The 25,280-nt window shown below is 59.7% G+C and carries 27 protein-coding genes; 11 read left to right on the forward strand and 16 right to left on the reverse strand.

The genetic code is table 11. The annotated features are described in order from the left end of the window. The first annotated feature begins 5 nt into the window (after positions 1-5). Complete coding sequence (gene galU, locus GGC65_RS04315; RefSeq protein ID WP_192646033.1) at positions 6-911, forward strand: UTP--glucose-1-phosphate uridylyltransferase GalU; 906 nt, start codon at positions 6-8, stop codon at positions 909-911. A 130-nt stretch (positions 912-1,041) separates the two neighbouring features. Beyond that, complete coding sequence (locus GGC65_RS04320) at positions 1,042-1,716, forward strand: helix-turn-helix domain-containing protein (RefSeq protein ID WP_192646034.1); 675 nt, start codon at positions 1,042-1,044, stop codon at positions 1,714-1,716. 455 nt (positions 1,717-2,171) lie between these two features. Here the strand turns inward: GGC65_RS04320 and GGC65_RS04325 are convergent, their stop codons facing one another. From GGC65_RS04325 to GGC65_RS04345, 5 genes are all read right to left on the reverse strand, one after another. Continuing rightward, positions 2,172-2,819, reverse strand: coding sequence for a PEPxxWA-CTERM sorting domain-containing protein (locus GGC65_RS04325; protein WP_192646035.1), 648 nt, complete (start codon positions 2,817-2,819; stop codon positions 2,172-2,174). 297 nt (positions 2,820-3,116) lie between these two features. Next, entirely contained in the window at positions 3,117-3,710 is a 594-nt protein-coding gene (locus tag GGC65_RS04330; protein WP_192646036.1) for a hypothetical protein, read from the reverse strand. A gap of 503 nt (positions 3,711-4,213) precedes the next feature. Further along, a complete protein-coding gene (locus tag GGC65_RS04335) occupies positions 4,214-4,954 on the reverse strand; it encodes a LuxR C-terminal-related transcriptional regulator (RefSeq protein WP_192646037.1) in 741 nt (246 codons plus the stop codon). Between the two features lie 801 nt (positions 4,955-5,755). Further along, positions 5,756-5,926 (reverse strand): hypothetical protein, encoded by a 171-nt coding sequence (locus GGC65_RS04340; RefSeq protein ID WP_192646038.1) that lies wholly within the window; start codon positions 5,924-5,926, stop codon positions 5,756-5,758. A gap of 180 nt (positions 5,927-6,106) precedes the next feature. Next, positions 6,107-6,625 (reverse strand): hypothetical protein, encoded by a 519-nt coding sequence (locus tag GGC65_RS04345; RefSeq protein ID WP_192646039.1) that lies wholly within the window; start codon positions 6,623-6,625, stop codon positions 6,107-6,109. Positions 6,626-7,287: 662 nt separating this feature from the next. Between GGC65_RS04345 and GGC65_RS04350 the strand changes: the two genes are divergently transcribed. Then, positions 7,288-8,256, forward strand: coding sequence for a DUF1996 domain-containing protein (locus tag GGC65_RS04350; protein WP_192646040.1), 969 nt, complete (start codon positions 7,288-7,290; stop codon positions 8,254-8,256). Between the two features lie 146 nt (positions 8,257-8,402). Here GGC65_RS04350 and GGC65_RS04355 read toward each other — a convergent pair whose 3' ends face one another. Then, a complete protein-coding gene (locus GGC65_RS04355) occupies positions 8,403-9,128 on the reverse strand; it encodes a hypothetical protein (RefSeq protein ID WP_192646041.1) in 726 nt (241 codons plus the stop codon). Positions 9,129-9,432: 304 nt separating this feature from the next. On the opposite strand from GGC65_RS04355, the gene GGC65_RS23260 reads away from it, so the two are divergent. From GGC65_RS23260 to GGC65_RS04375, 4 genes are all read left to right on the forward strand, one after another. After that, positions 9,433-10,056: a PEPxxWA-CTERM sorting domain-containing protein gene (locus GGC65_RS23260; protein ID WP_225940672.1), complete on the forward strand. Its 624-nt coding sequence runs from the start codon at positions 9,433-9,435 to the stop codon at positions 10,054-10,056. 547 nt (positions 10,057-10,603) lie between these two features. After that, complete coding sequence (locus GGC65_RS04365) at positions 10,604-10,963, forward strand: hypothetical protein (RefSeq protein ID WP_192646042.1); 360 nt, start codon at positions 10,604-10,606, stop codon at positions 10,961-10,963. Between the two features lie 853 nt (positions 10,964-11,816). Continuing rightward, positions 11,817-12,551 (forward strand): class I SAM-dependent methyltransferase, encoded by a 735-nt coding sequence (locus GGC65_RS04370; RefSeq protein WP_192646043.1) that lies wholly within the window; start codon positions 11,817-11,819, stop codon positions 12,549-12,551. A gap of 199 nt (positions 12,552-12,750) precedes the next feature. Next, entirely contained in the window at positions 12,751-14,028 is a 1,278-nt protein-coding gene (locus GGC65_RS04375) for a DUF1996 domain-containing protein (protein ID WP_192646044.1), read from the forward strand. Here the strand turns inward: GGC65_RS04375 and GGC65_RS23265 are convergent. The 5 genes from GGC65_RS23265 to traA form a co-directional block, all read right to left on the reverse strand. Next, a complete protein-coding gene (locus GGC65_RS23265; RefSeq protein WP_413052749.1) occupies positions 14,002-14,346 on the reverse strand; it encodes a DUF5818 domain-containing protein in 345 nt (114 codons plus the stop codon). The genes GGC65_RS04375 and GGC65_RS23265 overlap by 27 nt on opposite strands. Positions 14,347-14,387: 41 nt before the next feature. Then, positions 14,388-14,618: a response regulator transcription factor gene (locus tag GGC65_RS04380; protein WP_192646045.1), complete on the reverse strand. Its 231-nt coding sequence runs from the start codon at positions 14,616-14,618 to the stop codon at positions 14,388-14,390. A gap of 1,065 nt (positions 14,619-15,683) precedes the next feature. Then, complete coding sequence (locus GGC65_RS04385) at positions 15,684-16,058, reverse strand: hypothetical protein (protein ID WP_192646046.1); 375 nt, start codon at positions 16,056-16,058, stop codon at positions 15,684-15,686. 315 nt (positions 16,059-16,373) lie between these two features. Then, positions 16,374-17,093 carry a DUF6118 family protein gene (locus GGC65_RS04390; RefSeq protein ID WP_192646047.1) on the reverse strand — a complete coding sequence of 240 codons (720 nt, stop codon included), beginning with the start codon at positions 17,091-17,093 and terminating at the stop codon, positions 16,374-16,376. A gap of 9 nt (positions 17,094-17,102) precedes the next feature. Continuing rightward, the gene (traA, locus tag GGC65_RS04395; protein ID WP_192646048.1) at positions 17,103-20,015 is read right to left on the reverse strand and encodes a Ti-type conjugative transfer relaxase TraA; all 2,913 of its coding nucleotides are present in this window, start codon (positions 20,013-20,015) and stop codon (positions 17,103-17,105) included. Positions 20,016-20,188: 173 nt separating this feature from the next. Here traA and GGC65_RS04400 point away from each other — a divergent pair, with 173 nt between their 5' ends. Genes GGC65_RS04400 through GGC65_RS04410 form a run of 3 tightly spaced genes read left to right on the forward strand, consistent with a single transcriptional unit; the run spans position 20,189 to position 21,116 of the window. Then, positions 20,189-20,512 (forward strand): conjugal transfer protein TraD, encoded by a 324-nt coding sequence (locus GGC65_RS04400; protein ID WP_192646049.1) that lies wholly within the window; start codon positions 20,189-20,191, stop codon positions 20,510-20,512. Positions 20,513-20,528: 16 nt separating this feature from the next. Continuing rightward, positions 20,529-20,762 carry a conjugal transfer protein TraD gene (locus GGC65_RS04405; RefSeq protein WP_318780119.1) on the forward strand — a complete coding sequence of 78 codons (234 nt, stop codon included), beginning with the start codon at positions 20,529-20,531 and terminating at the stop codon, positions 20,760-20,762. A gap of 18 nt (positions 20,763-20,780) precedes the next feature. Beyond that, the gene (locus GGC65_RS04410; protein ID WP_192646051.1) at positions 20,781-21,116 is read left to right on the forward strand and encodes an excalibur calcium-binding domain-containing protein; all 336 of its coding nucleotides are present in this window, start codon (positions 20,781-20,783) and stop codon (positions 21,114-21,116) included. Positions 21,117-21,124: 8 nt separating this feature from the next. Here the strand turns inward: GGC65_RS04410 and GGC65_RS04415 are convergent, their stop codons facing one another. From GGC65_RS04415 to GGC65_RS04430, 4 genes are read right to left on the reverse strand one after another with little or no spacing between them, the layout of a single operon-like run. After that, positions 21,125-21,565 carry a MucR family transcriptional regulator gene (locus tag GGC65_RS04415; protein ID WP_192646052.1) on the reverse strand — a complete coding sequence of 147 codons (441 nt, stop codon included), beginning with the start codon at positions 21,563-21,565 and terminating at the stop codon, positions 21,125-21,127. A gap of 26 nt (positions 21,566-21,591) precedes the next feature. Next, entirely contained in the window at positions 21,592-22,512 is a 921-nt protein-coding gene (locus GGC65_RS04420) for a HEPN domain-containing protein (RefSeq protein ID WP_192649391.1), read from the reverse strand. A gap of 58 nt (positions 22,513-22,570) precedes the next feature. Further along, on the reverse strand, positions 22,571-22,816 hold the full coding sequence (locus GGC65_RS04425; RefSeq protein ID WP_192646053.1) for an RNA polymerase subunit sigma: 246 nt from the start codon (positions 22,814-22,816) through the stop codon (positions 22,571-22,573). Further along, a complete protein-coding gene (locus GGC65_RS04430; RefSeq protein ID WP_192646054.1) occupies positions 22,813-23,706 on the reverse strand; it encodes an ArdC family protein in 894 nt (297 codons plus the stop codon). Before GGC65_RS04430 ends, GGC65_RS04425 begins: the two co-directional genes overlap by 4 nt. 523 nt (positions 23,707-24,229) lie before the next feature. On the opposite strand from GGC65_RS04430, the gene GGC65_RS04435 reads away from it, so the two are divergent. Further along, positions 24,230-24,454 carry a helix-turn-helix transcriptional regulator gene (locus GGC65_RS04435; RefSeq protein ID WP_192646055.1) on the forward strand — a complete coding sequence of 75 codons (225 nt, stop codon included), beginning with the start codon at positions 24,230-24,232 and terminating at the stop codon, positions 24,452-24,454. Between the two features lie 50 nt (positions 24,455-24,504). On the opposite strand, the gene GGC65_RS04440 is transcribed toward GGC65_RS04435, so the two are convergent. Then, on the reverse strand, positions 24,505-24,828 hold the full coding sequence (locus GGC65_RS04440; RefSeq protein WP_192646056.1) for a DUF736 domain-containing protein: 324 nt from the start codon (positions 24,826-24,828) through the stop codon (positions 24,505-24,507). Positions 24,829-25,280 lie beyond the last annotated feature (452 nt).

Here is a 25,280-nt window from a genome sequence, read left to right on the forward strand (position 1 = left end):
CGCTTATGAAACCGATCCGCAAAGCCGTCTTTCCCGTCGCCGGCCTCGGCACGCGCTTCCTGCCCGCGACCAAGGCGATCCCCAAGGAGATGCTGCCCGTCGTCGACCGGCCGTTGATCCAATATGCGGTCGACGAAGCGCGCGAGGCGGGGATCGAGCAGATGATCTTCGTCACCGGCCGCGGCAAAAGCGCGATCGAGGATCATTTCGACGTCGCCTTCGAACTCGAAAAGACGATGTCCGAACGCGGCAAGGATCTGTCGGTTCTGGGACCGACAAGGCTCGGCCCCGGCGCCTGCGCCTATGTCCGCCAACAGGAACCGCTCGGGCTGGGTCACGCGATCTGGTGCGCGCGCGACATCGTCGGCGACGAGCCCTTCGCGATCTTCCTCCCCGACGAATTCATGCACGGGTCGCCCGGCTGCATGAAACAGATGGTCGATGCCTACACGCAAGTCGGCGGCAACCTGATCTCGGTGCTCGAAGTGCCGCACGAGCAAGTGTCGAGTTATGGCGTCATCGCGCCGGGTGCGCGCGACGGCGCGCTGACCGAAGTGACCGGGCTTGTCGAAAAACCCGCAATCGCCGACGCGCCGTCGAACCTGATCATTTCGGGCCGCTACATCCTGCAGCCCGAAGTGATGCGCGTACTCGAACGCCAGGAAAAGGGCGCGGGCGGCGAAATCCAGCTGACCGACGCGATGGCGACGATGATCGGCAACCAGCCGTTCCACGCCGTCACCTTCGACGGGGCGCGCTACGATTGCGGATCGAAGGCCGGCTATATTCAAGCGAACCTCGCGGTCGCGCTCGAACGGCCCGACATGGCCGACGAGGTCCGATCTCTCCTTCTCGCCAAGCTTCACGGAAGGACTCACCTATCCGCACAATCTGGAGAAGGTCAGCACTGAACATGAAGAACACGGCTGATAGGTGCCGTTTTCAATACCCGTAGTGGCGAGAGCAAATCTATGGTGTCCCTGCGCCGTTTGCCGTAAGCTCTCGTGACCAGCGGCCCTCCGCCGCTGCCGGGGCGCGTCGATGGCTTTAGCCGCACATCTGGAATATTATGAAAGTGCGCATGGCGAGCGAGCGCGGCTTTGGCTGCAGGAACAACCACTGACAGCAGATCTTCCCGGCGTTCTGGTGAAAATTCATCTGGCAACGCCGTCGGGCCTTATCATCGAAACCGATCGACCCGCGGCTGCCGACGAGCCTCTGGAGATCGCCTTCTCTCCAGACGTTAGAATTGGCGCGCGGATCCTATGGGCAAGCGGCAAGTTGTTTGGTTGCGAGTTCGAGAATGAGGCCGCCGACAGGGTGACGACGGCACCACGACGAGACGAAGACCATCCACCCGAAAATTTCAGACGAAGACGTACTGACACGGCTTTGGCAAATTCTGCGGGGGAGACGCTGGGCGGCCGAATGCGACATCTTCGGTTTCAGCGCGGGATGATGCAAGATGACGTCGCTGCGAGCCTTGGCGTCAGCGTTGCCTCCGTTAGTCATTGGGAGAGCGATAGGTCCTTTCCCAAACGGGGAAGGCTGGTAGACCTTGCCCAATTGTTTGGCGTTCCGGCTGCCGATCTTGCGTCATTTTACACTGAAACAAAAATCGTCGAGGAAATCGACAGACTTGCTGTTGTGCGAAGCGAGATCGCCACCATTCTTGGTGTTGAAGCGGCGCAGATCAAGATTCTCGTTGAGCCTTGACGGCTCCAGCTCGCGTTTTTCCACTCCAGATCGACGTGCTCGGCGAGGGAGTAGGCCGCGCTTGTGCTGGACGCTCGAAAACCTGTTAGCGCTGTCGCCGCGGTGCTCGCGCAATCGACCCGGCGCCGGACCTGCCAGCAAAAAATGCAGCATTTCGCGGCATTAAGGCCATGCCAGATCCGAACGGTTCCTCGATCAGCCGGTTGGTCCAAATGCCCGGACAAGGCTTGGCCGGCAGCAACAAGAGGTCTGCTGGTGTCGCTGGTGGGGAAGCTCTAAGCAATGGGCGCGTCGACGATTAGGAGAAGGAATCAAGCCGCCCTTCCGTTGCGCAGTTCATCGCTTGGGAATTGGCGTCTTGAAGGTGGACCCAAGTTCCGCGCTAGCTTCCGATCACGCGCAAAAAAAGAGGCGGCCAAAATATGGCCGCCTCTCTCTTCCAGTGGTTCGCAGAATTAGGCGAAACGCGGCGTGACCTGAGGACGACGACGACGCATGCCGAAGCCAACGGCGGCGAAGCCGATCATCATCAAAGCCCAAGTCGCCGGCTCCGGAACGGCATTGATTGCGAAGTTGTCGGTCTCGAACGCGTTCGAGGTCGAGCTCAGCCGCAGGGTCGTAAAGGCGGTCTGGCTGCCGTCGGTCAGGTTGAAGCGGACAACCGGATTCAGATTGGGGTCCGTCTGACTGCCGTTCGCAGGATTGAAAATATCCGACCCCGTGAAGCTGGCAAGAACATTGCCATCAATGTCGAGGAACTCGAGGAGGTTGTAGGCGTCAACCGAGCCCCAGACGAAACTGATGTTCGAGATATTGCCGAACGACGAGAGATCCAGATTTCCCGGCGAGCCATCGGTCGGGCCGACCGTCCAGAAGCTGCCGCTGCTGCCGAAGGGCTGTGCACTCACGCCCGATACGCTAGTGTTTGTTACGAGGCCGCCCGTAACCGGGGCCGGCGATTCGAAGTCGTAGGTCGGCGCAGGGCCAGAGTAGACCGCCGTGCCGGGCGTAACCGAACCGAGTGTAATTGCGGCGCTGGCGGCCGAGGGAAGAGCCATCACTGCAGCTGCAGCAAGTAGCGCTTTCGTCATCAAAGTTCGCATCGTTGGTAGCTCCCTGATTGAGGCGATAACCCGCGCGACTCGCCTGATTGCGTTACGTGTTTAGTAACATTTAACCAAAACGACTGAAGAAGCGACTCAAATTTTTGCTCCAAGATGGGACATGTTGAGGCCGCACTGCGGAATCGACGGTTGGACCAAGGATCGAGGTTCCGAGCGGGACCGCAGACGAAAACACGCCAGACCGTTTCTGGGATCTTGCCGAACCCACCCGACACCCAAATGCAGCGCTCGTCGTGCGCGCGTGCAGATGACGGATCGAATTTTTTGGATCTCTAGTTAATCGCCGCTCGAGGACCCGTGGCGCGCCGCAGCCCCGCCGCCCGGCTCCCGCGACTCCTGCCGATATTGTAGCGCCGCGACCGCGACCAGCAGGATACCCGTCATCTCCTGTATCGAGCCGAGCGGAAATTCGGTTGCTCCGCGGCCGAGAATGTCATCCAGATGATGGAACGACGCCGCGCGCACCAACATGAAACCGGCGATGAAGACTAGTCCGCCGAGGGCCAGTCGTACGCTGCAGTGCAATCGGCGTGTCAGCCAAAAACCCAGGCCGGTAGAGATGACGGCGCCCATCACAAGCGCCACTACAAAAAGATACTGGATGCTGCGGCGTTCGGGATACCATCCGTTGGCCATTGCATGAGCGCGTCCGATCACCGTCAACAGTGTCTGGAGGTCGAGAAGTTCATTGACCCCGAGAAAAATCATGGCAACCGCGGCAAGATCCCAGAAAGGCCTCTCAAAAGAGGCCGGCCGATACCGTGCGTACCGTGCGGCCCGCGCGCACAAGACTGCGGCGAAGAGGTAGGCTGCGACCGTCAACCAGTCCGCGATATCCGCATGTGCAATGGAAGTTTGCCAATCGCTCATCGTTGAAAATCTTTGATACAGGTTGGTTGTTATAGGCCGAACCATATTGATAGGAACAACGGGTGCAACGACGCTAACCGCGGCTCTCCCTCTTGCTAGGCTTTCGCCTTTGCCCGAGCACAGACCCCGACGCACCACGGTACAAATCAGCTTGAGGCGCTGCCCACCCTCCTTGGCTCGTCAGACCACGCGCATATCGCGTTCGAAGTTTCGCCCGTTGCCCGCCTTCAGCCATGCACGATTACGCAGCCCTATCCCCCATCGGTATAATTGACCCTCCGCGCACTTCCGATATTGTTACCAAATCACAGTCATCTGCCGTGACACCCGCGCGACCAGTTTGGCTGTGATATAATCACCAAACTACGGAAAGGCCCCGCAACCCGGCGGGGCCTTTTTGCTCGCGTAAGAGATCGCCGCGCGAGGCGGCGGCGAAATAGTCGTCGATGAGCGCAGAAGTTAGTTGCGCGGGACAGTAGCGGCATTTCAGACGGGATAGCGATTCATGCGGCCTCTCCGGATAGGGCCGACCGCAACTGCCCGCTGCGGACGGGCCCGATTTCGCGCACTCTAAACCGCCCCGGCTCCGCCAAGCCGTTCATGACTCCCCAGGTCGCCGCTTGCGTTCGGTTCTCAACGCCAAGCTTGCGGAGGATGGCCTTCACATGCACCTTGACCGTTGCTTCGCAGATTCCAAGTTGGCGAGCGATCGCCTTATTTGCCATTCCCGCCATAATGCTCTCGAGAATTTCCGCCTCGCGACCGGACAGTCCAATTGAAGCGACGTTTCCCGTTGCACGAACGCCATGCGTGCCAGAATCCGATCGGGTTAGATCACTGACGAGTTGGGCCGGAAACATCTTTTCCCCCAAGGCCACCAGCTTGATTGCTTCGATCAGGGGCGCAGACGATGGCCCTCTGATGAGGATCGCATCGACGCCGATTTGAAAGGCCTCGAAAACGTCATCAAAAATATATTTGTCCAGCAACAGCGCGATCCGCGCCAGTTTTTTTCTTGCCGTCACGCCGGCGCAGGCATTTAGGCCAAACCCACCATTGCCGCCATCGATTATCACCACATGGTCTTTGACATCATCGTCAATGCTGCCGCGAGCCCCGACCAAAGCGGTTTCGCTCGAGGCTGCCTGTAATATGTGGAAATTTTCTCCCGAAAAGACGTCGCGCAGCGCGTCTCTCGCAATTTGATGTTTCGCCAGTAGCGAAATCTTGATCTTCTGCGTCATCCCCGCCTCCCTGAATCTCAGTCAAGGCGACCCATCTTGTCCAACTTAAATTAAATTTGCGGTGCTCGCGAAACGCGAGCGCCGCCGGTCCCAGAAATTTGTTAACTTTCAGCTTAGTTATCAGATTGCCGCGGCTCTGGTTGCACAGATCATGAGTTTTTTCCATCGGCAATTTTCGCGATGGGTTCGCTGGATAAGCAGCCGGACGTCGCTACGGTGAGCAGCTCCCGCTATGAGCGTCTCGTTGGGGCACTCGTAGACAATGACATACGTTAGGCCGATGGTGGTGTTGGCGAGCGGCGGTGTCACCATACCTCGCGGCCCCTTTTCGGCGCTGTTCGCTAATGATGAGCGTTCATCTCTGCTGCCGAATCTGCTGTGTAACTATTCGTGTCTGGGACAGAAGCGCTGCATAGGCAGATCGCAGCGCCTGCGTCGCCTGCGTCGCCTGCGTCGCCTGCGTCGCCGGCGTCGCCGGCGGCGCTACTATGCGTTCAACGAATGCGAAAGGTCGAGACAACCAACGAATGGCGTAGCGACATCCTCGGCTCTTCAAGATTGGCAAGCCTGACCCAATCTAGTAATTAGATCTGGCTGGCGATGCTGCGACGGCACCACGCTGTTGACCCCCGGCGTCGTCAGCACATTTGGCAAGATTGCATTCGGCCGTGCGGCGGACCGACGAAGCCTGAAGTTAATCCATTGTTGGAGAGATGCTTCGGCAGCTCGCTATCTGGGTCCCCTGCCCCGGGATTGACGACAGCTTGAGGCGTCCACGCTCCTTCCTTAACGGGATTCTATTCATCGAGCACGCTGCGAGCCGATGAAATGCATCGGCATGGACTTTTGCGGCTGCTGCAGCACGTTCGGCAACTGGCGGCGTACCGTTGCGGCCGGGGCGGGCGAGCTCGCGCGCCGAACATCTTCTGCAAAAAAGAACATGCAACTGCTTTGCTCGCCGAGCACCGGCAAGCTTCTACTCCGAAAGGGGTAGGAACCGTTACGTCGCTGAATGGTTACGGTAAACAGCCACATTCTGCTTGCCCGCGCTCGTGGGATGCGGTGAAAAGGGGGGCGGCAGGGGTAACCCTGTCGCCCTCACCCCGTGCGCCAATTTCGTGCGCAGCGGGAGGTGGGCGGCATAAGAGTTCTCTAACTGCCGGAACTAAAAACCGTCGGCTTCATGGCCACTAGTTTTTTATCGATCTCAGCCATCCGCCTCTCGACCGCCGTCCATTCCGGACGCCGTTCAGCTCCACTACCGTATTCAGAGCTAAGCCGGGCCTTTGCGTCGACCAGAATGTCTCTGTCGCGTATCAATCCATCCCATGCTTCTTTGGCAAGCTCGCGCGGGTGTTTCGGTCCCTTTGTCTCGAGCGATGCCTGCCTCTCAAGGGCGTCGCGGCGCACCGACAGGTCGATCGCTTCGCCCACCGTCTCTGGCGCTTCTCCATCGGCGCGAACGAGCGGGTCGCCACAGTAACTTGCTGACTTGACGTGATGCCTGACGACGAAATCGGCAAAGGCGGCCCCATCGCGAGGTCCGAGCTGCTTTTGAATCGCTTGTACCGTCTGCATGTCGCTCAGGTCGACGCTCGACAGCGAAATGTCCCTGGCTTGGGGAGCACAACTCCCAAGCACTATGACGAAAAGCAAAAAAGCTCGAGCCATGCCATATCCTTCTCGCCGACAATATTAACCGATCAAGGTTAACAAATACGAGACGGTGCCCCCAAGGCCCGGCGAACCGATCAGGGCGCACAGACGGCTCCGCTAGCGGCAGTCTGGCGAAAGCAAGCTGCGGCACTCTGAGGACAGCAGGGGACCGTGACACAGCTCGCGCTATTCCGGTCCTTTCTTCAGGCAATATCGCGCCGCGAGAGCTCGGTCTGACGAGCACCGCCCGTCCCTCCCGAAATAAAACAGACCGGCCTCCTTTACCGCAAATTAGCGTTTGCATGCCATCAATGGCCGAAGGGTAGCTGAACCGGGAAAATTTTCTGTCGATAGCTCCTGTGAGTTCTGCGGCGCGCGCCGCCGCGGTCGCAGACACTGTCGCCAATTTGAATAATCCGAAATCGTCGCATGATTTTTGCCAGAGGAAACCTATGCGCCATTTTGTTTTAGTGTCCGTCATGGCTCTCGCGACCGCTTCTTGCGGCGGCGGAGGCGGAAGCAGCAGCAGTGCAGCGCCGTCGGTCATACTGCCACCAACCACCCCTTCATCGAGCGCGCCCACGCCCACGCCGACACCACCGCCGACAAACTCAGTCGGAAGCGACGCGGGAACCGCTAGCCAAGGCGTAACTGCAGTTGCCAGCAACTTCGATCCCATGAGCGAACTGTTGTCGACGTCACTGCCGCCGTCCGCGGCGCCCGATGTGGTTGGCGCGTTCCGGTTCATCTGCATGCCGGGGCAGCTCAAGGCAGACGATCCGATCGTTTATCCCGGTCAACCAGGTAGAAGCCACCTGCATCAGTTTTTCGGCAACGATGCCGCCGATGCCTACTCAACTTATGCTTCGCTGCGCGCGTCGGGCAATTCGACCTGCATGTCGCCGGTGAACCGGTCAGCTTACTGGGTTCCGGCGTTGCTAAACGGCAAGGGTCAGGTGGTCCGTCCCGACTATGTGACCATCTATTACAAAAGACGGCCGAAGTCGGATCCGGTTGTTTCCGATCCCGCCCACCCACAGTACCAGGGCAAGGCGACCACGCTGCCGAACGGCCTGAGGTTCATTTTCGGCCGCGACATGCTTAATCTGGCCGACGCACCTACCGGGCAGCTGCATTTCGCCTGTGATGGCCCCGTGCCCTACACACCCCAAGACTTTAAAAACTTCGAGGATGCTCAGGCCGGTTGTCCCGTCGGGAACCGGATCGGTGCCAGGATGAGCGCGCCAGATTGCTGGGACGGGAAAAACCTCGATAGCGCCGACCACCGAAGTCATGTCTCTTATGGCTCATATGGAAACTGGGGCTATTTGAAGTGTCCTGCGACGCATCCATATGTGATACCGTCGTTCACAATAGGCGTCTGGTATACGCAGGCTCCTGGAGAGACTTACGCGTTCGTGTCCGACCATATGGATACATCGCAGAAGCACAAGCGAGGCGACACATTCCATGCCGACTTCTTCATGGCGTGGGATCCGATGGTTCACGATCTTTGGGAGAAGAACTGTCTCGACAAGATGCTCAATTGCTCGACCGGTGACTTGGGCAACGGGCAGAGAATAAAGCAGAGTTGGGAAGCGAGCTGGACCGCGAATCCGCGCCTCGTCAGCCTTCCAAATAGCTGAGCAGCAGCGCGGAACAAGACGACGCGTGTAACCCTAGGACTTGGGCCTTACTTGGAAAGGGCTGCCGACACGCCGCTGCAAGCGATGCCTTTGCGTACGCGGTCGCCAGGCTGTTTTCTCGCGCCCTAGCTTCGATGGTGTGCCGTCTATGACAGGCCGCAATCCCGCGTTCCGACAACTTCCTTCTCGATCAAAATCTTGTTCAGCTTGGTTTCCCGGAAGGTGCGGATGGCTGCGTCATATTCTTCAATCGCTTCCCGAAGCGCCTGAACGAAGACCTCACTCGGGAATCCTATTAGGGCTACCGAACGGATCGTGATCAAGGTGGCCGGCGCTAAATCGATTAGCGACCATCGCCAGGGGCTACCGGCCAAATTGTTAGCCGAAGGACCATCTCTGAAAAGTTCGCCGACTTTCTCCCTCGTGACGAAAGAGATCGCACCGACGCGATCCGCAACAGGTCGCGTCCCTAAGGCCTCGGGGCTAACCGCGATCAAGACGTCATGATTACTCGGCTGGTTTGGCAGCAGCGACAGGAGAGTCGCCGCCAATATGTCCTGCCGATATGAGCCGACAATAAAGGCAGCTTGGTGGGGTGACCAGCCGATTTGCAAAAGCTCAACAGCGATAGCCGCCTCAATGATGAGCGGCACCGTGTACGCGACACGCCTTCCCTTGCCGGGATTGGCGCCACCGGGGATTCCTTCACTCTGCAGCTTTCGCAAGCGAGATCGAAACGCACCGCCATCATTCCCCGACACGTTATTGGAATGCGCGAGCGCGTCGACCAACTGGGCATATGTGAGCTCCATAACCGCTCCAAACAATGTCAGATAAAATCCGTTGTACGAAGACAGGACGATCGACGGCAACTATACCAATTAGGTATAGGGAGGATCGGCCGAAAGGCCTTCGGGCGCCACACGCTCGCCGGAATTCCGCCGCAAGTGAATGAGCCTCAAACGCGCGATTATGCGGGATCGGCGATGGCAACGCTTAAGATTGTGTCATTCGCTTGGATAGCCGCCAATGATCTCCTCCCTGTGGCAACTTCACGCGAACCGTCCAATATTTTCATATCCTGTGCCAAATTTGCACATAAATACGAACGTAAAGACTCACGGGCCGATTCGGTGCATAAGCCGACGCAGACGCCAAGGGGCCAGGGAGGTTGTTATGATTCGGAAACTATTAACACTCGGCGTAACCGCCGGACTTTTCGCAGCGGTTACGCCAGCATCGGGCGCCGTAGTTCTATACTGCAGCAGCGGACCGGGCATCGATCTGGTGAACAACGGCTGCGTCTCGGGTACGGCCAACGACTATCCGGGCGGCGGCGACGGAGTTTACAGCAATGCGGGTGGCGGCGACCCTCTGGCCGCCGTTCAGGCAGCGATTACCTCCGCGACCGGCGTAGCACCCGTCGGGCTCTCGCTATATGGCAAAAGCGACAGTAATGCCGGGCTTTTCGCTCTGAGCGGCGTGTCGCCAGCAGCGCTTTCCGGAACCTGGAACGTGCTCGATGACAGCATTTTGATCAAATATATCACGGTGAAGGCAGCGAACAGCTTCGCGCTGTACGAGCTTTCCGGACAGGGCGCCAATTCCGGGGTGTTCACGACGCTCGGCCTGCTGAACAACGGCGGCAATCAACCCAAGGTCTCACATATTAGCTTTTGGCAGACAGCCGCGCCCGCCGTTCCGGAACCGGCGACTTGGGCCATGATGATCTTCGGTTTTGCCGGGATCGGATTTGCCATGCGTCGACGCAACAGGGACGCTCGCCTGTCTCTCGCCTGACAAAAGCAAAATGCTCATGATGAAAAGGCCGCGCCCGTCCACTGGCGCGGCCTTTTTTTTTTGCGTCTGAATTGCTGTTTGAACAGCAGACGACCAGGTTGCGTCGGTGTGCGTGTTTCGGAGCGATCAGCAACGGCGATGCAGAGCTAGCGAATTTCAAGGCGAATAGCGCCCCTTGCACAGGTCAGGATCGGCCTGACTTGATTTCCCTACTGCTTGTTCAGTCGATCGGCCGCAGCTTGTGCCCTCGGTCTCTGGGAATAGGAGCCGCTAATCGGTATCTCCGCGAGAAAGATGCCATCGCTCGTCACCTCGACCACCCAATATTTTCCAGCCACATCTGGTCCTCGGACTTCATATGTGGACATAATTCTCCCCCTTAGCATCAGCGGAGTCCGGAGCTACTCCCGGCCGAGGATTGCCCTCCCCTAATCTACACCCTCTGTTTATGATGCGCCGCTAGGCTTCAAAGTCAACGGCAGCCGACGAAGCGCGATCAAGTCGAGGCAGAATATATTGGCGCGGATGGTTGTCAGAAGGTGGAGGCATGACAGAAGGCGACGACAAAGCGATGGTTTCTGACGCTTCGACCGGGTTACCTGGACCGCAGGCGCCGGACCTGGAGCAGCTTCAGCGTTCGTACGGCCTATTGATGAAACGTGTAACAGATCTAGAAGAAAAGTTGACCGATGCTCGGCGCGAAACATCCGAAGCTCGCTGGAGCGTCCGCCTCCTTCGCGATGCAACTGCCAACCTGCTCGCGCCAATCATGCTCGTCGGCTCCACCTATTTCCTTTTAGGATGGATGACAGCGGAAAATTCGTGGGACTACGCGCTGATTGCCGGTGCTGCTATCTTTGGAGTCTGCTGGCTTCGTAACGCTGGGCGGAGATTCGATGAAGTTTAGGTCGCCCCAAGGGAGCAGGGCCTTACCGCAGCCTCGGCGCGGTAAAAAGCCTCGATCGGCCGCTTGAAGCATTCTTGAGTCGATGATGTTGAGAGTTCATGAAAGGGCCTTAAGACGGACGGCGCCAAGGGACCAGCCAAGTGGCGCCGCCCTGACCATGCCTCCTTGTGGGGAAGCAAGCACGGCTGCCTCCACCGTATAGTAATATCACTCGGCTGCATATGAGAAGCCCCCAGGACACGAAGCTAGCCATAAGCTGGATCGATGCGTCACGCTCGGAGTTGGCGGAATGGTCTGAATAGTGATCCCGCTGATAATTTTCAGCCCTGGTCCCTATTTTGAACTTGGGTTACCCGGCTTCAGAAAGGCGACGAGGAGCCACACCATTCCAGTGAGAAGCCACGCCGGCCCGTGCCAATCATCGGGCATATCTGCACTTTGATAGATTTCGCTCATTCCGATGATGCCGCAGGAGAGTGCAACACAAGTAGACAGCATGAACCATCTATCCCGCGGTATCATTTTCCTGTCTCCGGCATATGCGCTTCTACTTCGTGCCGCTTTGGCGCCACCACGAATGGGACATTAGCGTGCGACGACAAGGCAGCGCATTATAAAGGCCTAGCAGCGGCAAGCCATGAAGTTCTCACACATTTTGTTGCACCCCACTACGGAGGATGAGAGCGGTCCGGTAGCCGATCGGCAACAGCTATCGCGCCCTTCTCCCGATAGGCTGCTAGTCGGCATCAACCCGAATGGCGCGCACAGCGCGCCGACGCGCTCACGGCCGCAAGCCTGCCACGCACGAGCAATGACCGATGACTTTTGCGCCCCGATGTGAATAAGTAGCTGGATGAACCCACGAACTTTACGCAATGTCGTCAGCACGCTCTTCACCAAGCAAATGCTCCAGCAGGTGCGGCTCGCGGTGATTTCGCATGCTAAAGCGGAACCCGGCATTTGTCCCGCATGCAACTATGAGGGCAGATTTGCGCCCTTCGGCATGCCCGTACGGACGGGCGTGATGTGCCCGAAATGCTGGTCGCTGGAACGCCAGAGGCTCCTTGCGCTTGCCATGAAGCGCCGGGATATCGAGATCGAGGGTCGGGAGATCATCCACTTCGCAGGCGAGTATAGCGTAACCCACCTGATCCTGTCGAAAGGGCCGAAAAGCTACAAAATCTCGGAATATGAGGGCGATCATGGCGACGTTCGCTTAAACATAGAAAATATTGATCTGCCGGATAATTCTCTCGACCTCGTGATCGCCAATCATATTCTGGAGCATATCGACGACCGGAAGGCGCTTTCTGAGATCCATCGTGTGCTTCGGCCTGGCGGCGAAATCATCTGTATGGTTCCGATCATCGAAGGCTGGTCGGAAACATACGAGAATTCAAGCGTTACGGACCCCGTGGCGCGCGATATGCATTTTGGGCAATGGGACCATGTGCGATATTATGGCAGCGACGTACGCGACCGCATCCGCGAGGCGGGGTTCGATCTGCGCGAAGTAACAGCGGGGCCAGAAGACGTCCTGCGCTATCGGCTAAGCCGGGGCGAGAAGATATTCATCGGCCGGAAATAGGAGCTCGGCCGAAAATGCTTGATTAGTGCGAGCGCCCATGGGTTTTCCGGTCAACATCGCCTCGATGCATTGTCAGGTGCCATATATCGTCGTCGATGTTCCTGCACGTATCGGTGCTTAGCTACGGGCGCCAATCATCGGACCGTTCAACCTGCCTCGGCTAGCGTTGGGCCCAACTGACCGCAATAAGGGAGAGGCCATGTCATTGTTTTATCTCACCCTGTTACTTGCTACCCCGTCGGTGGCGGCGGAGACCGTCGACACCGAAACACATAGGGCCGGTGACGAGATTGGCTTGCCGCACGTCATAACCGACCGCGCGGGCAGCGCCTGCTCAAAAGAGAATCACGCAAAGTGCATACACGAATTGCATATTACGGCTCTGAGCACCAACCGCGGGGTCGGCGCTATCAGTGGGGCGCCCGAAAAAACGGCGGCGCCGCTGGCGCCGAGCACCTATCCGCAGATAACTGATATCAGACCGGTATCGTCGGGCCTGGACATCGCATCGCTACTCCGACCGAAAAAGATCCCGCCGAGTTCGGCCCCCGATGTCGTCGGCGCGTTTCGCTTTCTGTGTGGTGCGGGTCAGGTCAGCTATGACGACCCGATCGTCTATCCCGGGCAGCCGGGCGCGGCTCACTTGCACCAGTTCTTTGGTAACTTAGGCGCCAATGCTCACTCGACCTATGAGAGCCTGCGAAAAAGTGGTGAAAGCACCTGCCATAACGACTTGAACCGGTCGGCATACTGGATGCCTGCCATGCTTGACGGCAAGGGCCGTGTCGTGAGGCCCGACTTCGTTTCGATCTATTACAAGCGGCGTCCTGCAAGCGACCCGTTCTGCACCAAAGCCGGGAAGCGATGTGTCGGTATTCCACGCGGCCTGCGCTTCGTTTTTGGGTGGGATCAGACCCGGCCCAGCGAGCCGCAACCCGAGAACAACAAGCTCTTCAACTTTAAATGCGTTCAGGGATGGTCGCCGGTGACAGCCGCCTTCCCCGACATGGTCGAGCCGATGAAGACCTGCAAACCGGGCCAGTGGTTGTCGGCTACGATCAGCACGCCGCAATGCTGGAACGGCGTCGACCTGGATTCAAAGAATCATCGCAGTCACCTCGCCGATATGGTGCGCAATCGAAGCGCCGGCCAACTCGCCTGCCCTGCCACCCATCCCTGGATTATCCCGCAATTTACGATGGGCGTGGCGTACAGCATTGCAGTTGGCGACGACCCTACGGCGTGGAGTCTCTCGAGCGATCACATGCTGCCCGCCTCCACGCGCCGCGCCGGCGCAAGCTTTCACAGCGACTATTTCGAAGCATGGCAGGAAGAAATCCGGCTTCGCTGGGAAGCAGGATGCCTGGATAATATGCTAAATTGCTCAGACGGAGATCTCGGCGATGGCCAGATCATGGCACGAGGCAAGCGCTATCCTTCCGGAAAGGCATCACCGAGGCTCGTGCCGGTCCCGTAATCTCTCGGGTGCGACGCTATCAACGTCAACCAGCTCGTCGCTTACAACAATACCGGTTATCCGAACGCGTTTCTCGATATGATCGACGGGAACCCGGTGCATATCAAGTTTCCATCGGCCGCCGAGATCGCGGCGTAGCACAAAGCCGCCCCCGTCGCGAAGCAGCGTCCCAGTCTCGTCGATCCTTGTCCCGATCGCTGCCACAAACTTGACCCACCAGCATGCTGCCGCGCGACAGCGCCGGCACTTACGATCCCGCCCTAACACACACGGCGCGCAGAATCGTTGCGACGCATTCAGGCAAGTGGAACAGGCCATCACCAAGGCGGCCACCACCTGGCATCTGTCCTAGCTTCCGACTATTTACCTTCGATGGATAGCAGACCAAGGCGCAGCGCCACGGTGATGAGGTGAGCGCGGTTCCGTGCATCGAACCTTGACCTAATATTGTCGACCATTCGTTCGACCGTTCTCGGCGCGATGTCGACGAGGCGCGAAATCTCCTTGGTCGACTGACCAAGGGCAAGAAGCTCAAGGATCGACAGTTCCCGCTCGGTAAGGGGCTGCGCTCTTTTGAGGCTGTCTTCCAAACCGCAACACCTCCACACATTCGTGAAGAGAAAAAAGCCAGCGACCGTCGATATGCCCCGCTTCACGCGTTGCATAGTGTCACCGAAGTTAGATCGAAGTTAAGCTGTTTTCAACCCTCACACCAGATTGGGGCCGAGCTATTGGCGCTTATATCACGACCGCACAACTGTCGGTTGCCGCAGCGATAATGGCGCGCTGCAAAAAGGCCGCGTCCACTGGCGCCGCCTTTTCGCTTTCCTAAAAATCGCGTCTGTCATCCCTTTCGGATGAACCACGAGCCGAATTGGAAAGACCCAATGGCGGCAGATTACCGGCTGCTGACAGCGCTCGCAGCTGGCGTCTTCGTTGCGGAGATATTTGCTGCGGCTCCTATTTCGCCGGCCGATCGGCGGGCTCGCAAAACTACAAGGACGCTTCATCCCTCCGAAGTTTCCTTGCGGTCCGCTCATGTTTGATCGCCTGCTCTCGAAGCCGAACGGCGAGAAGTGGGTCTCCACATTTAGCGGCCTTCACCCGTGCAATGCGGGCAAGCTGCTCGAAGTAGATGGCGTCGCGCGGGATCTCCATGCACTTCTGATAACAGGGGCAAATCACCAAAACACTAAAGTGCCTCGAACCGGGGCACTTCGGCCTAGGGGGCCGGAGTATCATTGCAGACGGTCAAAGCCAGCCTCGCTCGACCTGATCAATACAATCGACGTCTCGCCAGCTTTTGCCATTCCAGTAGCCGACGTGGGTGGCACCCGCATCTCGCGCGGCTGGTAGGCGGAGCCGATGCTTGCGCTCAGTCTCTGTGACCGGCTGCCAGTCATCCCCGATCGCGACAAGGCCATAGTATCCGACCAAGAGAGCAGTCATGATGTGATCCCGATAGCGGCTGGTGAGCGGGACCAAACTCCCTGTCCGAAATTTGCGCGACCATCTCGCTCTGAGGCTCCTGCGTAGAACAGAAACCGACCAGCCGCGGCAACAATCCGACATTTTCCCGCCGTACGCAAGACTGCTCTCGATCATAGAGTCTTTTCCGGCCAAAACAGGGCACTTCAGCGGTGCGTCTTTCTGGCTCAGCCTGAACCTTTCACAATCTGGTCGAGTTTTTCGAGCCGCATGAGATAGTCATTACGCGAGACTGCCTGATGCTGCTCAAGGTAGCTCAGCGCAGTTTCCGCTATGTTACGAAGGCTTTGGCCATGAAGACCGAGAGTGCCGGGGTATGCATGAAAAGTACCGGTGGCGATCTGCTGCTCCACATATCTCGCGAGGACCGAGATCACGAATTTGGCCGCGGTCGCGTTGTTGATAACGATCGCATCCCGGACGTCATTGCTTTGCTCGATCATAGGTCGCATCGCCATCCGAACTTTCTGCCACATATGCAGGTGTCCGAAGATCGCGTCGCACTGGTCAAGTGCTTCGAGCGATAGGTCGACCGCTTTCACGACGTAAGTCTTCCCCAACCAGACTGTCTGCCCCGCAAACGCATCCTACGCGCTCGCCGGCTTCCCTCTGTTACATTTAACGGCGTTAGTTATCCAGTAACTTAGCTTAAGATCGAGGCGCCCGCCCCCTCCAAGATGATCGGTCCTCAAAGCCGAAAAGCTAATGACCACTTTCACCCATTCCGACCGAGCCAGCCATCTGAGCGCGGCTAGCGAGTCCGATCGCTGGATCTGGCCGGTTGCAGACACCTCGATAACGAACGACGCGGCCACTTTCGGCCATTCTGGCACTTGTTAAATGTCCGACATGAGGCGCTAAGCCGTCGTTTTGTTGCCAGGCTCCGGCGGCGCCACACTAACCTCGCAGCGCACCGTCCTTTTCTTAGCGCGCCGAACGCACGCAGCAATCTCCGCCTCGTTCTCTTTGTAAAAGCGAGCCGCGGCTTTCAGACGGTCCCATTCCGCGGGGTCGGACGTCTGCATCAAATGCTGTCCTGCACTCCAGGCATCGCGCTCCAACAGTGCCGCAGCCCGATTTTCGGGCCAACGCCATTCCGCCGGGGCGGCGCGGTCGACAAGCGGCGGGACCGTGCAACCCGCAATAAATGCTAAAACGGATGCCGAAGCGACTCCGATCGCGAGCCAGTGATTTTGCTGCTGTGCCGTTCGGGCAGATTTAACTACCATCCCGATCGCACGAGCAGCGTCGTCAAGGCGCTGCTGCGCCGATCGCCAGGCTTCATGATCGGCCGAACGTCCATCGCGGCCGGCGATTTCGATCTGGTGCGCGATATCCTTCGGCGTCAGCGCCAGGACAGGGCGTTGCTTCAAGCTGTCGATGGCTTCGCGCGCTTCCTTCCACCTCTGAGCAATCAAGCCTAACTCCGGGCTATAGTCGCGCCCGTGTATTTCCTGCTGGAGCTTGGCAAACCCGTCGACCGAAGATCGCACACCGGCGAGGCCGCGGATTAGCGCTTCTACAGCGTCCTCGACGGAAAGGGCTTCGGGTTCGGGCTGGGGTGCAGTTTCTGTCATCCCGCAAGCTTACATACCGATTCCAAGCCCACGTGAAGGGCGGAGATATTGTGCAAGATCATGAGACAGCGTTTTTTTGCTCAGGGCGTCCAGGCCTAGTTCCGCGCGCCGATTTCGGAGCAGCGACTCGAGCTGCGCGTCGCGCTGAAGGCTCTTCGCCATCCCGTCGAGTCGGTCGCGGACACTGTCCATTCGTGCGTAATCGCCCTCGTGCTGAAGGTGCCGAAGCTGGCGCGCATTCGTCTGCCATTCGGACACGAAACGATCGGCCCTCCCCTGCACGTCGATGCGGATCTCGGCTTCGGTCGCCATGGCCTGGATCGCACGCTGCGTCCGCCCCGCTGCAGCTTCGCTCATCAGCGATGGGTCCTTCCGCATGGCTTCGGCAAGATCAGCAGACCCATGTTCACGCGCAGCGTTCAAACCCCGCTGAGCACGCTCCATCGCATCGGCCTGATGGCGCAACGGCTGGTATCCCTGCTGCCTCATCCTTTCGACATCCTTCGCCGCGCGACCGTAGCTCTCGACGGCCTGGTCGAGCGGATTTCGCGGGGCGAGCGCGTCCAAAGCGCGCGCGCTAACGCGGACGCCGTCGAGCGGCCCCCGCTTCCGCGATGTTGGTGCCGGGCCTGATGGCAAAGACAGCTCCGGCATTCGTCTGACCTTGATGCCGGCAAAGATGTTTCGCTTCGGCGCCGGGGCTGATGCCGCCTCTCGTTCGATATAGTCGCTCGCCATATCTTTGCCGCGCTCGCGGCTGAGTGCGCGCACGAGTTTCGACTGGTGGGCAAAATCGTCGCGGCCATAGCGGAGATCGACGGATTGGCGATGGCGTGACATCGCGACGTACGTGCTGTGTCTGTCGAGCCCCGGCGTTGCGAGCACATGCACGCGGTCGACGGTCATGCCCTGCGCCTTGTGGATCGTCGCCGCATAGCCGTGATCGACATGCGCATAGTCTTTGAGGTCGAAGGCTATGCTGCGGCCATCGTCGAGCAACACGCCCATTCGCATACAGCCGACACTTTGGACGGTGCCGAGCGTGCCATTCTTCACGCCAAGGTCGCGATCGTTGCGTTGGAACATGACGCGGTCACCGCAAGCGAAATTCCGGTCGCCGCGCTCTGCCTTCATCGCGACATCAGGGCCGAGACTGCCGCCCGTCCGCAGGCGGGCGCGCGCCTCATCGTTGAGCGCGCGGACTTCGTCGTTCGTGTGCGTAAGAATGATCCGGCTAGCATCGGGATGCAGCTGCCGGTCGCGATCCCATGCGTCGACGAGCTCTCCGCGCGCGACCTCTCGCGTGTCGGCCGCATGAAGGTGCCCCGTGTCGGCATAGCGAGCTACCGCCTCGCCAGTTCTACCCGTGGCAAGCTCGCGTGTCGCGTCGCGCTGCCAGCTTTCGTCCTGCCGCCGGATCGACGTGATCTCGACGGCACCGTGGCGTTCGGCTGTCGAGCGGAACGCTGCACCCGCTTCGATCGCCTGCAACTGCTCCGGGTCGCCGACGAGGACGACCTTGGCGCCGTGCTTCTCGGCTTCACTGACCACGCGTTCGAGCTGGCGCGTGCCGAGCATGCCCGCCTCGTCGATGATGAGGACATGTTTGTTGGTCAAAAGCTCGCGACCGTTAGCCCACTGATGCTCAAGGCTGGCGATCGTGCGCGAGGCAATCCCAGAACCTTGTTCGAGGCCTTCAGCAGCGATGCCCGAAAGTGCCGCACCACGGACCTCATAGCCCGCAGCCTCCCACGCGTCGCGGGCAACACCGAGCATCGAACTTTTGCCCGAACCCGCGTAGCCGATGACATTACTGATCCCGCGCGCGCCGGTGACATGTTCGAGCGCGCCGCGCTGCTCTGCCGACAGCGTCAGGCCGCGGTCGAGGGCGCGTTCCAACGCAAGCTCGCGGTAGCGATCGGCAACGCCGTGATTGCGGCGCGCGTCGAGCGTCGCCGTCGCACCTTCGAGACGCTGCTCGGTCTCGAGCATCGAGCGCGTCGTGAACCGGTCTTCGCCGCGTCCATCTCGACCTAGCGCGATTAGCTCGGGTGATGCCTTTACCGCACCCATCACCGCATCGAACTGTTCTTTGCCTTCGCTGTGTCGATGCACAAATATCGCAAGGTCGCGGTTGGTGAACGTCGCCTGCTGGTGGGTGATTGCGTCGAGCGCGATGGACGGATTGGCGAGAATGCGCTCGCCGTTCGATCGCGCAATTTCGAGATGGTCCTGGAGCCGATCCGCCTCGAGCCCCTGCCCCGCCATGCGGGACGCGGCAGGCCCTATCTTGTGCTGCGGTTCGAGCTCAATTCCCTGCTCTTCCAAAGAGCGGTGGTCGATGCGCGCATCGATATCGAGTTCGGCGAGACGCTCGTTGACGTGATCGGCCCAGGCCTCACGCCAATGCGAAAGCAGCTCGGTGCGGTTCCACTCGCGCACCTTCGCGCCGAAACCTGCCTCACCATCCTCGCCGATCTTGATCTCGCGCATGGTCAGCATGACATGGGCGTGCGGCCGCGCCAGGCCGTCGGCGCCAATGTCCCAGTGGACATTAAGATCTGCAATCATTCCGCGGTCGACAAACTCGCGCTTTACGAAATCGCGCGCGAGTTCGATTCCCTGCTGCTCAGTCATCTCTCGCGGGATGGCGAACTCGACTTCGCGCGAAAGCTGCGCGTCCTTGCGCAGCTCGGCCGCCTCGACATCATTCCAAAGCCGCTCGCGGTCGTGCCACTCGTCGAGGGCTCCTTCGGGCAGCAGCACCTCGCTGTGCACGACGCCGGCTTTGTTCGAGAAGTCGTGGCTGCGGCCGAGGCGCTCATCGTGCAGGCGGTCGGCGGAGCGATAGGCCGCGGCGGCGACAGCGCTGCTGCCGGCAGAGCGCGAAATGACTTTTACGGAGAAATGATAGATCGCCATGGCGGCATATCATTTACTGCAAGAAGAGCACGTCGGCACGACGTATAAGCGCGCCCTCACACGATTTCATCGCGCTCGGGATCGCAAAGTCCCAAGAGATTTCAGCGCCTTGTAAGCGCCTGAGACTCAGCATAGCTGGTTCGTCCGACCCCATGAATATGGAAGGACAGATGATGCGCAAACCACGTGATTACGACGCCGAGCTTCAGGCGCTCACCGACAAGGCCAAGGCGCTCAAGACGAAGAAGCGGGGGCAGCTCGGCGAGCTGGTCATGGCGACCGGCGCCGACGTGCTGTCGATCGAACAGCTTGCAGGCGCGCTGCTCGACGCCGCGAGCACCGACGAATCGCGGAAGGAGGCGTGGCGCAAGAGCGGCGCGGCCTTCTTTCGCGGCGACGGCGCCGGCGCTCGCCCGGGCGCTCGCCGGAACGCGAGCGGCGCATCGGCGAGCGGTGCAGGCCCGCAACCGCCTGCAGGCGAAGGTGGCGCGGCATGATATGCGAGCGTGGCAGGTGAAGCGGCGCGAACGCACGCGCCAGCTGATCGAGCTCGGCGGGCTCGTCGCCAAGGCCGACCTGATCGAGCTGACCGGCGACGATCGCGCGGTCATTCTCGGGCTGCTTGTCGAGGCCGCCGCGACGCTGCGCGGCGAGATGCGCGAGCAGCAATTGCTGCTGTTGCGACGGCGCGGAAAGCGAGCTTTCGATGACAGTCCGCCGCCAGCCTCAAACCGGATATTTACCTGAATGGTCTAGCCGGGTGCGATGGCACGACGCTGGAACTATCGAGGAGCTAGGCGCGCTCGGGTATCGAGCACCCACATTCTGCTGAGCGCGGGCGCAATCGGCGCGCTTGCCGGCATCGGATCGATCGGCACGACGCCCGAAGGTCGGGCGCAGCTTTACGACGTCGCGAGCGAAGCGAGCGTCGCCGCAGGATTAGCGCGCGAGCGCGCGCCGGAAGCGGGCGATCATTGGCGCAGATGCGATGATGCGCGCGGAGCCGGGACGGCCCCCATCTATCGCGGTGAGCCAGGATATCGCGATGGCCTCGATGCGGACAACGACGGTATCGCCTGCGAGCCGTATCGCGGCCAGTAGCGCGAAGGCTATTTAGCCTTTGCGCGGCCGCGTGCGGCGGGCTTACGGCCGCCGCCGCGCCCCTTTGTTCCGAGGCCGATCGATTTGGCGAGTTCGCGGCGCTTCTCAGCATAGTTGGGAGCAACCATCGGATAGTCCTTCGTTAGGTTCCATTTCGCGCGATACTCGTCCGGCGTCATGCCGTGATCGGTCGCAAGGTGGCGGCGAAGCATTTTCATTTTTTTGCCGTCTTCAAGACAGACGATGTAGTCGGGCTTTATTGACGCGCGCACGGAGACGGCGGGCTGTTGCGGCTCAGCTTCCGGAGCCGACTTGGTGCCGAGACCCGAGAGGGCTTCATGCACCGAACGAATGATCAGAGGAATATCCGACAAGGCGACTTTATTGTTGCTGACGTGCGCCGCCACAATGTCGGCGGTCAGCGTTACCAGCGTTTCGGAATCTTCCATCTTGCACACATCCTTCGAGGTCTAAGCTACTTCGCTTTACCCTCTAGCGATGCAATCCGTTCCGAACAAATGGCATGTACGGCGCGGCCCAATTCTTCGACGCGTTCGCCAAGCCAGAGCAACTCCTCTTCGTTGATGCGATAATGCTTCGAATAGCGGGCTTTGACGTAAGCTTCCTTGAGCTTCTCGAAGCGCGAACGATCAGCTTTGATCTCGCGCGGCCAAGCATCAACGAGCCGCATATCGATGCGCTCGGCTTGTGTCCGCAGGAAGCCAAGATTGTGGACATGCGGTGTGTAGAATGTGCAGACCAGCAAGACGCAGTGATAAAGCCGCTCTGCAGACTGATGTAGAATGAATGCCGCTTCTTTGGGACGCTTCTGGGCTACGAGGTCACGCGAAGTGTTCAGATATACGACCGCGCTCGGATACCATTCCTCAAAGTACTCCTGCGCCATCGCGAGCGCCTGCTGCGGCGTCTTCGGCTTTGGGGTGTGCAGTTCCTTCGCGTCGGACTCGTAAAGCGCGATGCCATCCTTCGCGATGTCCATGAAGAAATAGCGCCCATGCGCTAGGCCGTCATTCACCTCCTGCATCGTGTGAACGATGAAGTTCACCGGCGTGTGCAGCGTCTTGTCGATGGCAAGTTCGCGGTTGAGGCGGTCCTCGACCTTGAGCCAATAATCAACTTTGTCGGTAAGGCGCTTGTCGCTGACGATGATGAGCAGATCGAAGTCGGAACGATAGCCCTTCGCGGTGTGCGGCTCGTCGACCCAGCCACCACGCGCATAGCTGCCGTAGAGTATCAACTTCTCGATCCGGCCTTTCTTCTTCCAGCTCATCGTCGCGAGCGCGATGCTGTCGGCGAATTCTTCGAAGATGATCTGCTTCACGCGCTCGATTTCGCGCTGCTTGTTGGCTGGAAGATGATCGAGGTCGGTGCGCATTGTTTTCACCCTGTAATTCCGTTGGCCGGATGGCAAGTGCCATCCGGCCAAGCCGCCGTCACCACGGCCAGAATTTCCACCACCACGGATCTTTCTCATCCATCGCCTTCATGAGGATGCGGAGGCTCGACGCGAAATGGCGCTCGACATCGCTGATGTCGAACCGTTCAGCTATCAGCGAATAGCTCTGCTCGTCGACGCGGATCGCGAGGAAGACCTTGCGGTCCATGCCATTCATCCGGTCGACGGCGCGCTCGGCGCGGCGAAGGCGAAGCCGCTCTTCGCGGCTCATGCGCCCGCTCATTGTTCGACTCCCGCGAAAGCGAGCAGGAAATCGGTCGCCTTACTCGCCTGACTGGCCGCGCGGAAGATCGCCTTCTCATCGCCGCGCAGCACCGATAGCCACGACGCGATATAATCCGAATGCCGAACGGTGGGAGCGATGCCGAGCGATGCGCAAGTGAACGCCGCCGCCATTTCGGCGACAAGCTCCTCCTTGGCATAGGCTTCCGATCCGAACCCGCCCTTCTGATCACGGTCCAACCGCGTGCCGTGGCCGGTCCAATGGCCAAGCTCGTGCAGCGCCGTGCGATACCAGTTGATCGGCTCAGGGAATGCTGCCTGTGGCGGCACCTGAACAAAGTCATGTCTCGCGCTGTAGAACGCTTCGCCGCCTCCGATCTGAAAGCGTGCGCCGCTTGCAGCGATCAGCGCGTCGGCCTCGGCAACCGCGAGGACCGGGTCGACCGCCGCAGCATCGGGTGTGAAATCGTCGGGCAGACCTTCGCACTGCTCGAGATTGAACACGGTGAAGCGTTTGAGGAAAGCCACCTGACGCGCTTCGCGATCCTCGCCGCGCGACGCTTCGGCTTCGGACTTCGGCGTAAAGCGGTCGGCATAGCAAATAATCGTGCCCTTCTCGCCGCGACGGACATTTCCGCCAGCTGCTGCGGCCTGCCGGTAGGTAAGCCAGCGCTGCGAAGCGAAACCGCGATGCACGACTTCGGCCCACAGAATAAGCACATTGATCCCCGAATATTTGCGGCCCGTTCCCGCGTTTTGCGGCATCGTGCATTCGCATGCCGCGCTGTCCCAAGGCCGCACCCAAGGCAGTCGCCCTTCTTCCAATTCGGCGATGATCCGGCCCGTGACCTCGGCATAAAGGCTCCGCCGCTCGATCTTCTCCGCTCGCATATCCTCTCTCCTTCAAACCACCGCACCCCGGCTCGGAAGGGGGCGGGGTGGGCGGCAGGAGGGAGCCGGCAGACCCGCGACGACGGGCGGGCTGCATCCGAAGGACCGGAACGAAGAGGCGGACCCGCGGCACGCGAGTTGCAGCCCGGCCGCGCGGGGCTAGAGGCGAGTGACGCCCACCCTGCCCCCGCCCTGACGGGGACAATAACGCCGCCGCAAAGCGGCGACCGCTGGTCCCAATCCAGACGACTCGACAAAGGATCGCGCCGCTCGCGGTGCGGCAGTCTGGGCGCGACCGTCCCAGACGGTCTCGATTCCGAGGGCGTGAGACTGAAAGTGAAAAATATTACAAATATTTTTAGGTAGACGGTAGCGGACAACGTCGGACAGTAGCGGACAACAAGATACTCTATGTGGTCATGCGCGCCACTTTGTCGCTTCCTATAGCATTGACGAAACGCAAAATAACACCAACCTTCATCACTGGGAGATCAAACAACACCAACTGATGGAGAAGATGCTTATGACGTCCCTGCCCCCTCCCGATCGTTTCCTTCGTCTCAACACCGTTCTCGATCGCACTGGCCTCAGCCGGGCGACGCTCTACCGAAAGATCGCCGCCGGCACCTTCCCCCACCAGGTCAAGATAGCCGACCGCTGCTGCGGCTGGCGTGAATCCGAAGTCGCCGCGTGGCAGCGCGATCCCATCGGGTTCAGGGTTTCCGACCTTCCGTCGATCGCAGCCTGACTTCCACGCGAGAAGCCCCGCGCCGCCGAAGCGGTGCGGGGCTTTCGGCCTCAGTCGGCCGGATTCCAGATCAGGGCGTAGCCGTCTTCGCCATCCTGGCCGGCAGCGCGGCCGAGGTTCGCATAGAGCCTGCGCGGGCCGAATTCCGGGGCGGCGAGGCTCAGCGAAACATATTGCTCGCCCGACACCTGCCCGACGCGGATCCAGCCGGCACCGATCTCGACGCCTTCCGAATAGACCCGATAGTCGGGCTGGACATCGCCGCTTTTCGAGCGGTTGGTCCGGATCTCGATCGCGGCGCGGATCGAGAGGGTTTTCAGTTGGCCCACGAAACCCTGTTCGATGGTGCCGTTCACAAAGCCGATAGCTGCCATTTGTCGTCTCCTCAAATTTTGCCGCGAGAACCATTTCCGCGACATGGGCTGACCAGAGACCGGCGCATGAGGCACAGCGCATACCCGCAGGGCCGTAGCGAAGCAGAGGACTTGAGGCGGCGTGATTTTTGGAGCGAAGCGGCCGCGAGGAGACGGCGAAGCCGGCGGGGAAATAATCGCGCCACCGATGGTTATGCGGGGCGCCGCTCCGGTCCAGGTCGAATGCCCGTCGCCGGAGATGGTATCGCGACTCCAGATGGAGATGCGGAAGCCCGTCGACTCGTTACGGCACCACCATGGTTAAGTGGGCCCGGGAAGCCCGCACCCAGCCCCTGGGCCCGCGCGCTCGCCGAAATATCAACGAACTGCCCGCCGGGGGCCCCAATTCGGGGCAGCGAAGATCGAAAACGCTTCAAACGCCGGGTTAAAGTGATCGAACGAGCCTTATCCGA

The sequence above is a fragment of the Sphingopyxis sp. OAS728 genome, from assembly GCF_014873485.1.
Taxonomy (GTDB): domain Bacteria; phylum Pseudomonadota; class Alphaproteobacteria; order Sphingomonadales; family Sphingomonadaceae; genus Sphingopyxis.

Excerpts from the sequence above, each read along its gene's own strand:
- galU (WP_192646033.1), top strand. The coding sequence starts at position 6 with ATGAAACCGATCCGCAAAGCCGTCTTTCCCGTCGCCGGCCTCGGCACG.
- GGC65_RS04320 (WP_192646034.1), top strand. The coding sequence starts at position 1,042 with ATGGCTTTAGCCGCACATCTGGAATATTATGAAAGTGCGCATGGCGAG.
- GGC65_RS04330 (WP_192646036.1), bottom strand. The coding sequence starts at position 3,710 with ATGAGCGATTGGCAAACTTCCATTGCACATGCGGATATCGCGGACTGG.
- GGC65_RS04400 (WP_192646049.1), top strand. The coding sequence starts at position 20,189 with ATGCGCAAACCACGTGATTACGACGCCGAGCTTCAGGCGCTCACCGAC.
- GGC65_RS04440 (WP_192646056.1), bottom strand. The coding sequence starts at position 24,828 with ATGGCAGCTATCGGCTTTGTGAACGGCACCATCGAACAGGGTTTCGTG.
- GGC65_RS04415 (WP_192646052.1), bottom strand. The coding sequence starts at position 21,565 with ATGGAAGATTCCGAAACGCTGGTAACGCTGACCGCCGACATTGTGGCG.
- GGC65_RS04430 (WP_192646054.1), bottom strand. The coding sequence starts at position 23,706 with ATGCGAGCGGAGAAGATCGAGCGGCGGAGCCTTTATGCCGAGGTCACG.
- GGC65_RS04410 (WP_192646051.1), top strand. The coding sequence starts at position 20,781 with ATGGCACGACGCTGGAACTATCGAGGAGCTAGGCGCGCTCGGGTATCG.
- GGC65_RS04390 (WP_192646047.1), bottom strand. The coding sequence starts at position 17,093 with ATGACAGAAACTGCACCCCAGCCCGAACCCGAAGCCCTTTCCGTCGAG.
- GGC65_RS04370 (WP_192646043.1), top strand. The coding sequence starts at position 11,817 with ATGAACCCACGAACTTTACGCAATGTCGTCAGCACGCTCTTCACCAAG.
- GGC65_RS04435 (WP_192646055.1), top strand. The coding sequence starts at position 24,230 with ATGACGTCCCTGCCCCCTCCCGATCGTTTCCTTCGTCTCAACACCGTT.
- GGC65_RS23260 (WP_225940672.1), top strand. The coding sequence starts at position 9,433 with ATGATTCGGAAACTATTAACACTCGGCGTAACCGCCGGACTTTTCGCA.
- GGC65_RS04325 (WP_192646035.1), bottom strand. The coding sequence starts at position 2,819 with ATGCGAACTTTGATGACGAAAGCGCTACTTGCTGCAGCTGCAGTGATG.
- GGC65_RS04425 (WP_192646053.1), bottom strand. The coding sequence starts at position 22,816 with ATGAGCGGGCGCATGAGCCGCGAAGAGCGGCTTCGCCTTCGCCGCGCC.
- GGC65_RS23265 (WP_413052749.1), bottom strand. The coding sequence starts at position 14,346 with ATGGCCTGTTCCACTTGCCTGAATGCGTCGCAACGATTCTGCGCGCCG.
- GGC65_RS04345 (WP_192646039.1), bottom strand. The coding sequence starts at position 6,625 with ATGGCTCGAGCTTTTTTGCTTTTCGTCATAGTGCTTGGGAGTTGTGCT.
- traA (WP_192646048.1), bottom strand. The coding sequence starts at position 20,015 with ATGGCGATCTATCATTTCTCCGTAAAAGTCATTTCGCGCTCTGCCGGC.
- GGC65_RS04365 (WP_192646042.1), top strand. The coding sequence starts at position 10,604 with ATGACAGAAGGCGACGACAAAGCGATGGTTTCTGACGCTTCGACCGGG.
- GGC65_RS04375 (WP_192646044.1), top strand. The coding sequence starts at position 12,751 with ATGTCATTGTTTTATCTCACCCTGTTACTTGCTACCCCGTCGGTGGCG.
- GGC65_RS04350 (WP_192646040.1), top strand. The coding sequence starts at position 7,288 with ATGAGCGAACTGTTGTCGACGTCACTGCCGCCGTCCGCGGCGCCCGAT.
- GGC65_RS04335 (WP_192646037.1), bottom strand. The coding sequence starts at position 4,954 with ATGACGCAGAAGATCAAGATTTCGCTACTGGCGAAACATCAAATTGCG.
- GGC65_RS04420 (WP_192649391.1), bottom strand. The coding sequence starts at position 22,512 with ATGCGCACCGACCTCGATCATCTTCCAGCCAACAAGCAGCGCGAAATC.